General features: G+C 38.3%; 8 protein-coding genes. All 8 read right to left on the reverse strand.

The window, feature by feature from the left end; all coding sequences use genetic code 11:
* Positions 1-7 precede the first annotated feature (7 nt).
* The 8 genes from IQ264_RS18075 to IQ264_RS18110 all read right to left on the reverse strand — a co-directional run bounded on the left by IQ264_RS18075 (position 8) and on the right by IQ264_RS18110 (position 12097).
* Positions 8-166 carry a hypothetical protein gene (locus IQ264_RS18075; RefSeq protein ID WP_193982195.1) on the reverse strand — a complete coding sequence of 53 codons (159 nt, stop codon included), beginning with the start codon at positions 164-166 and terminating at the stop codon, positions 8-10.
* A 39-nt stretch (positions 167-205) separates the two neighbouring features.
* On the reverse strand, positions 206-922 hold the full coding sequence (locus IQ264_RS18080; protein ID WP_193982196.1) for a class I SAM-dependent methyltransferase: 717 nt from the start codon (positions 920-922) through the stop codon (positions 206-208).
* Entirely contained in the window at positions 919-1932 is a 1014-nt protein-coding gene (locus tag IQ264_RS18085; protein ID WP_193982197.1) for a glycosyltransferase, read from the reverse strand. Before IQ264_RS18085 ends, IQ264_RS18080 begins: the two co-directional genes overlap by 4 nt.
* Before the next feature lie 373 nt (positions 1933-2305).
* Positions 2306-4120, reverse strand: a complete 1815-nt coding sequence (locus IQ264_RS18090; protein ID WP_193982198.1) for a hypothetical protein — start codon at positions 4118-4120, stop codon at positions 2306-2308.
* Positions 4121-4131: 11 nt separating this feature from the next.
* The gene (locus IQ264_RS18095; RefSeq protein WP_193982199.1) at positions 4132-5979 is read right to left on the reverse strand and encodes a hypothetical protein; all 1848 of its coding nucleotides are present in this window, start codon (positions 5977-5979) and stop codon (positions 4132-4134) included.
* Between the two features lie 229 nt (positions 5980-6208).
* Positions 6209-6634: a GtrA family protein gene (locus IQ264_RS18100; RefSeq protein WP_193982200.1), complete on the reverse strand. Its 426-nt coding sequence runs from the start codon at positions 6632-6634 to the stop codon at positions 6209-6211.
* Between the two features lie 398 nt (positions 6635-7032).
* Positions 7033-8955, reverse strand: coding sequence for an HlyD family efflux transporter periplasmic adaptor subunit (locus tag IQ264_RS18105; RefSeq protein ID WP_193982201.1), 1923 nt, complete (start codon positions 8953-8955; stop codon positions 7033-7035).
* A 115-nt stretch (positions 8956-9070) separates the two neighbouring features.
* The gene (locus IQ264_RS18110) at positions 9071-12097 is read right to left on the reverse strand and encodes a peptidase domain-containing ABC transporter (protein WP_193982202.1); all 3027 of its coding nucleotides are present in this window, start codon (positions 12095-12097) and stop codon (positions 9071-9073) included.
* Positions 12098-12308 lie beyond the last annotated feature (211 nt).

The raw sequence follows: 12308 nt of genomic DNA on the forward strand, positions 1-12308 counted from the left end.
ACCTATTTTAAACACTTTGTCCTTTAATTAAGAAGATACCAATTTCCCAATCATCCCAAAATGGTATATTCAGGCTATTTTGATAAATTAAGGTTCCCATTAAAAAAGCAGGAATCATTATCAAAATAAAAGCTGTAATATACCAAATTTCGGAACGCTTATTCATCAGTTACTCCCCACAAATTAACCGGACTAATATCACTGGTTAATCAATTTTTTGCCAAATTCCCATAATTGATTTTCCTAGATAATATTTTAATAAAGGGTCTATTATTTTAGATAACGGTACCATTTTTTTGTCCCATATTTTGATCTGTTGGAGTGTTGGCATTTTGCTTTTTAAGATTAACTTATTGGCTAAAGAAGCGATTAAACCAACAGAATCTAAATATTGCAATTGAATTTCTTGCAAGTTTCCCGGAATAACGGCTGACAAACTGCTTTTATTGTAACGACGATAGTGACCGATCGCAGCATCAAAAGGAGTAAATAACCATTGATGCGCTGGAGATAATACAATTAAAAATCCCCCTGGTTTTAAGTGGCTAGCTGCCAATTCTACCTCAGTGCGATCGTCCTTAATATGCTCTAAAACATCAATGTAAACAATACTATCGAAAAGCTCTGTTTCACTTAAATCTAATAAGGTTCCCTTCAGCAAGTCACAACATTTTGGCAACCGCCCACCAAGCAACAGAGAATTTAGATCGCTAGCTAAAATTGCATCAGGTTCTAAACATAACCAACGAGCTTGTTTTCCTTTACACAGTAACTCTGTTGTCGCCCCAATTCCCGCACCTACTTCCAATACTTCTTTACCTAAAAAAGGCTGAATCATTGAACTGTAATAAGCTTTCCAATTAGTTGCATAACGAAATAGCTCTAGTTCATTTCCCACGTAAGAGTAGTTTGTTTTGCTCATAATTTCGGAAAAACTCGTTCAACTCCCATGATAAAGTAATGATAATCTCGCTTAGGTAAAAAACTCAAATTGTCTCTCCCATTCAAGACTATAAAGCTAAAAAACAACGACAACATTACAGCTTGCATCAATACTATAAATAGTAGCAATACAATGTAAGATGTCCAACCAGGGATTGCCAAATTAGTTGCAAACCTGACCATTAAGACTAAACTAATTGCCGTAAAAGCAAATCCAATTAGCGTACCAGTTGCAACTAATAACCTAACTCCTACTACATCACCATAAACAGAAATTGCACTTAAACCATGAGTTATTAAAGAAACAAAATTCATTTTTGGTTTGCCAGCCAAGCGAATTCCCCTGCTACTAGAAATTTCTGTATAAGGTATTTTCGCTCTCAACAAACCAACAGCATAATGATTCCACAATTCCGAAACTACTACCAATCTACGAAGTACTTTGAAAGGAATTATGCTAAAGTTACCCACTCGAATATCATGGCCAGTGAGCAATTTATATAATCGCTTGTAAAAGATATAAAATAGCTTAAACAACGAACTTTCCGATCGCTTACTCCGCCGAGCAAAAATCGCCTTTTCATAACCTTTCCTTTGGCATTTTTGAATTAGGCGAATCACATCCCTTGGTTCATCTTCTCCATCTCCATCCATCACCACCACAGCTTGACAAGGTACATTTGCTTCAATAAATGCTAAACCAATTGCGATCGCTCTTTGATGACCAACATTTCTCCGCAATTCTAAAATTTCTACTTTTTTAATTGCATTTAATTGAGCCGAGACAAAATCTTGGTGAATCGGAATACTAGAAGCATCATCTATAATTAAAACATCAGCTTGGATGTTTTTATGGTATAAATGTTCGTCTAGGCAAATTAGTAACAACTCTACAGCTTTCCAGTCATTAAACACTGGAATCATAATTAATATAGACTGATTTTCAGCCTTAGCCTGTTCTTTTGTTGACTGCTCAAACACAAATGACATACACTCTCTCACCCTTGATTAACATTTCCACACATGAAAAGGAAGTGCTTATTCTTAACCAAGCACCTCAAAATTGTCTCCAGCCTCAAGAATGTGATAAGTTTTAAGCAGTTTACCTCTCTAAGTCCCCAAAAGCAAGAGGTATTTTGAAAAAAAAGGGGTGTAGGGGCAGGTGAGATCTCATAATTAGGCTCTCCCCTACTTGTGGTGGAACCCTAATGTAAGGGGACTAGGCACTGAGGATGACAAGCAAGATGCCTGTCCTACGGGACTGGGATAATCGGAAACACAAATAATCTTAATTATGCCGAGTCTCTACTTCGCTAATTAATTAGGTTTACTTATCACCCTGAGTACGGGAGAGCCAATTCCCTTAATTCTTCACTACATGGATACCACCTAATTGATAAGCTTGACTCGTCTCGCTGTCAAATGCCCAAGCTTTGATTTTCACCCAACCTTTTGGCAATTTACTAGTTGGAAAAGTTTTTTGCCAACCAGACATAGAGTATTCTGGGTTTTTGGTTGCGTTGACAACATCTACCCTTTTCACTCTAGTATCAGAAATAGCAAATATTATATCCTCATCTTTGCCTTTTTCATAAGTTAACAACACTGCATCTGCTAGTTGTTTTTTGTTCAGTAATCTTGCCCATCCTTGAGCTACATATAAATCTTTATCCTGACTCACTTTATCAAACGAGCCATAACCTAAACCATTCTCACTAATATTCATCTTGCCTTGAATATCTTGGATTTTAACATTATTGATAAAATTGATATCAATTAAGTTTTTATCATTAACTATTTTGACATTTTGTTTCAGGTACTGAAGATTTGGATACAGTTTTTCTGTCAAACATTTCTCGTCTGCAAGCACATTGATAAATGCTAAACAACTTTTAGCTTGCAATCGATCGAGCTTGAACATATACATTTGCGAGATTGCCAATTCTGAAGTTAAGATATGCAAACACAAAAAAACTACCAATAATATAAACATCCCAGTTTGGGCAATTTTTTGGCGGTGTTTTTCTAAATAACTTCTGCTTTTGGCATCATCATAAATAATGGCAGCCAGACAGATTAAAGCTAAAGGAAGATACACTGAAAAAGTCGTATATCTCTCTGCAATAGAAGTATTTAACCCTAAACCAACCCTACCTAAAGAAGTAACAAACCCACTAATTACAGCATAAGAACCAATGGTTAGCCAACCAGTCATTCGATAAATTATTACCTGCTCTTGGCGATGCCATACAAAATAAACACAAGCACCTAAAAATAAGATGATTAACCCTAAACCAATGATAATATTATTGTTAACTAAACTGAAATTTTCCAAATAAACATATTTAAATGTTCCCCAACCTAAAGGCGCACCCAAAAAAGAAAGAAAGTATTTAATTGTTTGGTCTAAATGAGCCAGAGCATAGATAAAACTTGGAGTTTGTAGAGGTTTTTGATAATTATTAAAGTATACAACTATATTAGCTGTAAAAGCTGTCACCCAGCCGACATACAGCCATTTTTCTTCCTTAACAATCCGCCATTTCCCAGATTTTGACAAAGCAAATATTGGGAAAATAATTACCCAAGATAACATTCCATTGGCATAAGAATAAGTACTAATTGTACATAATATTAAACATATAAATAACTTAGCTGTTCTGTTTATCCCCGAATAAATTACTACTAAACAAGTCGTAATACAGGCAATGGGCATAAACACAATTAGTTGAATTCCCCACAGCCAATTTCCATATTGAATCGGGGCAAAAATTAAAGAATTACAGATAATTGTCAGAAAGATTACTTTGAGAAACTTTCCTCTAACAGTTAATTTGATTAAATAAAAAATATTAATTGAAATTAGGCAAGCTAGAGCGAAACTTACCCACATTTGATATGTCAGATTCCATTTGCCATTATTCAGATAAGCTAGGGCGATAAAAATTAATCTGGGAAAGGCATATCTACTTTCATTATGCTGGGAAATTAATTGTTCTACACTTAATTTCAATTCGGAAAAAACTCTAGAAAGGAATACACCAACTGCCCAATCATCCCAAAATGGAACATTGACGCTATTTTTCAAGAGCAATATTGCAATTAGCAACGCGGGGGCGATCGCAAAACTAAAACCTAAAACTCTCAGGATAATATTTTTAGCCTTTCTCTTTTCCATGCCTAAACCAATTAATTTTGTTGATTACCAGACTTGAAGCTAATTCTTTGATTGTTCACTACATGAGTACGACCTAATTGATAAGCTTTATTCGTCTCGCTGTCAAATGCCCAAGCTTTGATTTTCACCCAACCTTTTGGCAATTTACTAGCTGGAAAAGTTTTTTGCCAACCAGACATAGAGTATTCTGGGTTTTTGGTTGCGTTGACAACATCTACCCTTTTCACTCTAGTATCAGAAATAGCAAATATTATATCCTCATCTTTGCCTTTTTCATAAGTTAACAACACTGCGTCTGCTGGTTGTTTCTTTTTCAGTAATCTTGCCCATCCTTCAGCTACATATAACTCTTTATCTTGTCTAAGTATATCAAACCAGCCATAGATTAACCTATCTGCACTAACATTTATTCTTCCTTGGATATTTTGGACTTTATTTGTTTCGATAAAGTTTGTATCAAGTAAGTTTTTATTATCAACAATTTTCACAATTTGTTTTATATTATTCACGTCAAATACCTTTTTTTTCAAACATTCTTCATCGTTAACCACATTAATAAACGCTAAACAGGTTTTGCCGTTCAATCGATCGAGTTTCATTTGATAATAATTCGGTATTGCATGACCCGAAGTTAAGATATGCAAATACAAAAAGCCCACCAATAATATAAACATCCCGATTTGGGCAATTTTTTGCCTTTGTTTTTCTAAATAATTTCTGCTTTTGGCATCATCATAAATAATAGCAACCAGACAGATTAAAGCTAAAGGTAGATAGACAGAGAAAGTTGTGTATCTCGGAGCAAGAGAAGTACCTAAACCAAAACCAACCCTACCTAAAGAAGTAACAAACCCACTAATTACAGCATAAGAACCAATTGTTAGCCAGCCAGTCATCCGATAAATTATCTCTTGTTCTTGGCGATGCTTTAGAAAATAGAGACAAGTCGCTAAAAATAAGATGAATAATAATGAGCCAATGATGATATTATTATTAACTAAACCGTAAGTTTGCCACTTAACATATTTAACTGTTCCCCAACCTAAAGGCGCACCCAAAAAAGCAAGAAAGTATTTAATTGTTTGGTCTACATGAGCCAGAGCATAGATAAAACCTGGAGTTTGCTGTGGCTTTTGATAATTATTAAAGTAAACAAAGAGATTAGCTGTAAAAGCTGTCAACCAGCCGACATACAGCCATTTTTCTTCCATAAAAAACCGCCATTTCCAAGATTTTGATAAAACAAAAACCGGGAAAATAATCACCCAAGATAACATTCCATTAGCATAAGAGTAAGTACTAATCGTACATAGAATTAAACAAATAACCAACTTAAATATTCTGTTTATCCCCGAATAAATTACTACTAAACAAGTCGTAAGACAGGCAATAGGCATAAACACAATTAGTTGGATTCCCCACAGCCAATTTTCATATTGAATCGACGCAAAAATTAAAGAATTACAGATAATTGTCAGTAAGAGTACTTTCGGAAAACTTCCCTTAACGGTCAATTTTATTAAATGAAAAATATTAATTGAAATTAGGCAAGCTAGAGCGAAACTAACCCACATTTGATATGTCAGATTCCAGATGCTATTATTCATATAGGTTAAAGCTATAAAAATTAATCTGGGAAACGCATATCTACTTTCATTATGCTGGAAAATTAATTGTTCTAAACTTAATCTCAATTCGGGAAAAACTCCTGAAAGGAATACACCAACGCCCCAATCATCCCAAAAGGGAACGTTGACGCTATTTTTCAAGATCAATAAGGCAATTAGCAACGCCGGGGCGATCGCCAAACTAAAACCTAAAACTTTAAGTGCAGTATTCTTAGCCTGAATCTTTTCCATACCTAAATTAATTAAATTGTTCCATTCATTGCCAGCCGAATTCTCAAGATAAAATCATAATATGCCCTTTTTGTCAACCCCAACCGAAACTATCAGCAAAGTCAAAATTTATTATTGTGCAAAAACAACCTTCACTAATTTTAATCTTTCTGGAAAAATTACGTAAATAGCATAATATTCAGATGCTTTTTAGGATTTGCATCAAGAGGCAATTAGCAACGCAGGGCGATCACCTAAAGACAATCCGTTTTTTCAAAAAATATGTGATAACTGAAACTATAACAGCTGAGAAAGCAAAAGCAGACATTTTTGATACCTCAAGGGGCAACCAAGAATCTAGAAAAAATTCACGTAATTTAATTGAGCATATTAACGTTATAGCCATTCCCACAATATGTATAGCTATAAACTTTAAAGTTTGAGAGGTTGATACATCATCTTTAACCTTAAATGTAATAGATTTATGTGCAACAAAACTCAGGTAGATTCCAATGATGTAGGTTAAGATTATAGAAGATAAATATTTAGCAGTAGAATCATCTTGAATCAACAACCCAATCAGACTGCGAATCACAATTGTTGCTAGAGTGACGCATCCCCCAACAAAAAGATAAGTTGGATATCTCGAAAAAACTTGTATAAACTTTACTAGCATATTTTCCTCGCCAATTTATATTACCATTAACCCTTGTAAATTCCTCTATTTATTTATTCTAAAAAAGCAAAGCTCAAAAGTTAGGTACGCAAAATATCAGAAAAATACCCAAAGCAACTGGTACCGATCGAGCAAATTTGCGCGTTACAATTGCCCAGATAGCAACAGGAATTGCAACGATGAAATGATGCTCATAAACGGACAGTGAGATCGACAGACCTAATTTTATATTGAATTGGTGTATTTTGAAAAAAAATTTCAGGGTAAACAAAAAAAATAAATAAGTGGAGCAAGCCAAGCTATACCCCACTGACGATCGAATTCAATTATGCAAGGAGATGGAAGCATTAGCAGAAATTAATCCATACACATCAGAAAATTTCTGCTGTCTTCTACACCTAACGCACAGTTTCCAAATTATCAACTTGTTTTTGGAACAACTCGGTAAAGATAGACAGCAAAGTTCGCCTCCGTACCTTAATGCTAGCATTCACCGCCATACCGGACTGGACTCGAAATTCCTTGCCATTAATCTTTAATGTTTGATTTGTCAACTGAATTTTCGCAGGGAATGAATAGAAAGGACGTTCTTGAGTAGGTGGTAAAACATCCGATCCCAGAGAAGCAGAAGTCAATTTCCCTTGCAAAGTACCAAATTCAGTAGATGGGAAAGACTCCACATTCACCTCTACTGTTAAACCATCTTTATCCTTAGTTAATCTATCAACCACCTGTCCGATATCTCGGTTACTCAGGTAGACTTTCGCCACCAATTGATCGTCAGGAACAATTGACAACACTGGTTCATTGTCAATTTGTCGTACCACATATCCGGGGCCAGTGGGTTTCAAATTGAATACTACACCATCCACAGGAGCTTCAATTTTTTGGAATTGTACAGCTTGTCTTGCTTTAGTAATTTGTGCGTCAATTTCATCAAGCTTTTTCTGATTATCCAGGCGCAACCGAGCTAACTGACTATCAATTTCTGCGATTCGTTTTTGGTTGTCGGCAATTTTTGTCCGCACATCTTTTTCGGAAAAAGCGATCGCATTTTGCCATTGTTTTTTGGCTTTATCAATTTCTGCATTTAAGCGTTGTTGCTCTTCTTGCAAACGTTGAGCTTCCGCTTGCGTTTTCAACAACTCAGTTTCCCGCAGCGTCTGTTCATTTTGGCGATCGGCAATTTCCCCAGCAATACTAGCAATTTGATCCTTGCGTGATAACAATTCCGCTTCACTAGCTACTACATCATTTCTGCGAGTTAATATCTGTTGCAATTGCCGTCTACCTTGCAAATCCGACAAAGCCCCCGCCTCTACAACAGGTCTAATCTTTTCCATTAAAGCTTGATCGGAAACCAACAACTCCTTGGCATTTCTCACCTTATTTTCTGCACCTGGTAACTGCTGTCGAGCAGTTTCTAATTGCTTTTGCGCCGCCTGTACCCGCTCTCTCGAAGTTGCGACTTGCTCATTATACTTAGGAATTTGTGACTCAGCAGCATTTAATTGAGTTCGCACCTGAGCTAATTGTGCTTGTAACCCTTCTATTTGCAATCTAGCTGCTTCCTGACGAGATTGAGATTCAGCCCGACTAGCTGCTAAAAGTCCTTGTTGGTTAGTTAAAAACGGATCGCTACTAGCTTGCGTCGGTGTACCCTTACCATTTGCCAAGGCGGTAAGGTATTCATTTTCCGATAGCAAAGCTACTTTTGCCTTTAATAATTCTTGGAATTCGGGGCTAGTATTAGCGATACTCGCGCTAGTTAATTGTCCTTTAAACTGTCCATTGTAAAACTGGTTTTCCCGCAGCAATATGTCCCGTTGTCTGATTAGCGCATCTAAATCTGCTTGGGGTGCTAAGGAGTCCAGTACTAATAATACTTGACCTTTTTGGACGCGATCGCCATCCTTGACATAAATCTCTCTGACTACCCCACCATTAGGCGCACGTAATTCTTTAGCTGCTCCCTCTGCTTCCAACTTACCCTGCGCTGGCACACTTTGATCGAGCGGTGCAAAACCAGCCCACAATAACCCAGCACCAGTCACACCAATAATCATCCACACAAAAGCGTGTGACCACCAAGATGGTCTTTCTAAAATAACAGGTTGGTCATCTGGGCGAAAAGGTAAAGGAGTTCTAATTATTGGTTGTGCTTTAGGTTCCCAAACTGTCTCTAATTCCTTTAGTTGAGTAGCAACATTATGCTTCCCATTACCATTACCATTACCGTTGCCATTACCATAACCATTGCCATTGCCATTACCGTTGCCATTGCCGTTGCCATGATGTTCGGTTGTTTCTTTATTAGTCATTTGCTCTTACTCTCCTTGTGAATTTTAAATTTTATATTTTGAATTTTGATAGTTATTTGTCACTTATCATTAGTCATTGGTTCTTGGTAATAACCAATGACTAATGACCAATAACTTACATTATTTCTGATTCCTGTTGCTGATAGAGGCAATAATAACGACCTTTCAGCGCCATCAGTTCTTTGTGAGTACCCTGTTCGACAACTGCACCTTGATCCATCATCAATATTAAATCTGCACCTCTAACAGTACTCAGACGGTGAGTAATAAAGAAGACTGTTCGATCTGTAAAAGCCTTTCCTAAGTTTTCACAGACTTGGTGTTCCGAGTGGTAGTCCAGGGCGCTGGTAGCTTCGTCCAGAATTAGCATTCTGGGGCTTTGCAACACAGTCCTAGCTATAGCTATCCTTTGTCTTTGTCCTCCCGAAAGTGAGGAACCCCGTTCACCAACCACTGTGTTATACCCATTAGACAAAGACATAATAAAGTCATGGGCAACAGCAATTTTAGCAGCTTCGATAATTTCCTCGTCGGTCGCTTCTGGGTTAGTTAAACTAATGTTTTCCCGGATTGTGCCATTAAACAACAAGGTATCTTGCAACACCATCCCAATTTGACGACGTAAGGAATACAACTCCACTTTAGCAATATCGTAGCCATCGACGAGAATTCTGCCCGCTGTTGGCTCATACAGCCGTTGTAGCAATTTCATCAAAGTACTCTTACCGGAACCACTTTGACCCACAATGCCCACAAAAGTTCCTGGTTCAAAATCTAAATTAATATTCACCAGTTGCAATGGGCCACTGGGATTAAACCGGAACGACAAATTTTCGTAAGTCACACCACCTTGAATTGCTGGCATGGCAATATTCGTATTGTTGGTTTCATCGGCTTCAGGATGTGCATCCAAAATGTCGCTGAGTCGTTCAATAGACAAGGCTGTTTCTTGGAAGTTTTGCCACAACTGCACTAAACGTAACAATGGACTGGTGACATATCCAGCAATGATGCGGAAAGCGATTAATTGTCCTAAAGTCAATTGCGGTGGGTTAGAAATTACCATGTAAGCGCCTACCCACAACAGCAATAACCCAGACAATTTATTAAAGAATCCAGATAGAGAACTCGCAGTACTAAAAGTTAATACCGTCTTAAACCCTGCTGACACATAACGGGCGTATTTTTCTTGCCAATTCCACCGGGATTTTAACTCAATTGTTTGGGCTTTAACTGTTTGAATCCCCGATAGCACTTCTACTAAATATGATTGGGTATCGGCGTGGCGTTCAGCTTTGGTGCGGAGTTGGCGTTGGACGATCGGTGCAACTGTTAAAGTCAAAATGGCAAATAACGGAATGGTTGATAAAGCCACCAAAGTCAGTGGTACGCTGTAAACCAACATGAAGGCAATGTAAAACACAGAGAACAGCGCATCCAACACCACAGTTAACGCCGTCCCTGTGAGAAATTGCCGAATATTTTCCAACTCGTTTACCCGTCCGGCTAGTTCCCCTACCCGACGGTTATCAAAGTAGTTCAGAGGTAATTTCAGCATGTGGTCAATTACTTCTGAACCCAAACTAATATCTATTCGGTTGGTAGTATCAACAAATAAAGTCGTCCTGATATATGTCAGTAACGCTTCAAAAACTGCCACGACTAACAGCAATAACCCCACACTATGCAGAATGCTATCACTGCGGTCTTTAATTACTTGGTCAATAATTACCTGAGTGGCTAAAGGATTTGCCAAAGCAAAAAGTTGTACCAAGAAAGAAGCGATAAATACTTCAATCAGGACTTTTTTATGTTTTTTAATTGCAGGTAAAAACCAGCGCAGGCTGAATTTTTCTCTTTGTCCTTCGGGACGGGGTTGCAGTAATAATACTTGTCCTTCTGCGCCCCAAGATTCGGCAAATTCTTTGGGTGTGCGGCGGCGAATTCCCTCTTCGGGTACTGCCAGCATTAATTCTTTTTCACTAATTTGGTAGAGTACGGCAAAGCTATCTTGCCATTGAATCAATGCTGGTGCTCTTAACCTGGGAACTGCGGCGGCTTGGACTTGAACTAACTGGGCGCTAATACCCATCATTTCGGCTATGCCACCACAGGTAAGGAGGGTGAGTCCGCCTTTGGTTTTATTTTGGTTATCAATAATTTTATAGATGATTTCTCGCCGGAAATTCACGCCCAAATACTTAGCTAGCATCTTAAAGCAAGCTAAGGGCGCTTCAACTGGGCCACGCCCTTTAAAATATTGAAAGGGACGTTCTGAGACTATGACTGGTTCAGTTTTAGCAGCTATTTCCGAGGCGTAGGGAATTTCGTCGTAGGGTGACTGGGGACTGGTAACTGGTGAGTGGGAATCTGTTTGTGCTTCCTCTGTCTCTGTCTGTGTGGCTGCTTCTATTACTTGTACTGTTTTTGCTGCTTGTGGTAAGGCAGAAATGGGTACTCCCAATAACCGACCGCCTTGTTTGCCTTTGACGGGTACCCAACTACCGACATCTTGGATGGGAAAACGGCTACCGTTGGAGAATGCGCCGATCATGCCACTACTAACCATCCATAACAGATTGCGATCGAGTTCTGGCAAGGTAGCTTGACCGTTCGGGAGGTTAACTACTTTGGCGTGGGGGAAAACTTCTCCCGTCAGTTCTTTCAGGTTGACTGTAGCTATTGCCCGACGTTGTAATTCTAAACTTAAAAGTTCAAATACTTCACTAATACTTGCTTGTTCGCGATAGGCTTGGCGCAGGATTGGTTCTTGATTGATGAAGGATAAAAATACCTCGGTGGGAATGGTAATGCAGATCACTTCGTCTGATGCGATCGCAGTTTCGCAACCTTCTCCGCGCACTAATGCCGCCCAGCCTAGCACTTTCCCTGGCCCCGCCATGTACAAGCTGACCGGGTTTTGCGTGCGTTGGTCGTAAGCTAACACCCGCACTTGTCCCATGTAAACAATAGCTACTTGGCTAGGTGTGGCTTCTTTTTGGATAATTGGTTGCCCAATGCGATACCGCAATAACTGGCATTCAGCGGCTAGCTTTTGTAATGTGCTGTTTTCCAGTTGGTTAAACGGTTCTGTCTGGGCGAGAAATGTTTGAATTTGCGATCGAGAAACTGCTTGGGTCATAAGAATTTTAGATTTTTGATTTTAGATTTTCGATTTTTTTGCTTATATTATGCGGTCATACAGCTATTGGTCTAAAGCGGTACATTTTAGTAAGGGAAGTGCAGAAACGGGAAAGTTTTTAGTTTTTAGTTTGTACGGGCGGGTTTTGCCCAGAGATTGTTTGTGCGGTACAAAGATTATGTACTAAACCCGCCCCTACAGAGTTTTCTTG

Source organism: [Phormidium] sp. LEGE 05292, assembly GCF_015207735.1.
Lineage (GTDB): Bacteria > Cyanobacteriota > Cyanobacteriia > Cyanobacteriales > Aerosakkonemataceae > Floridanema.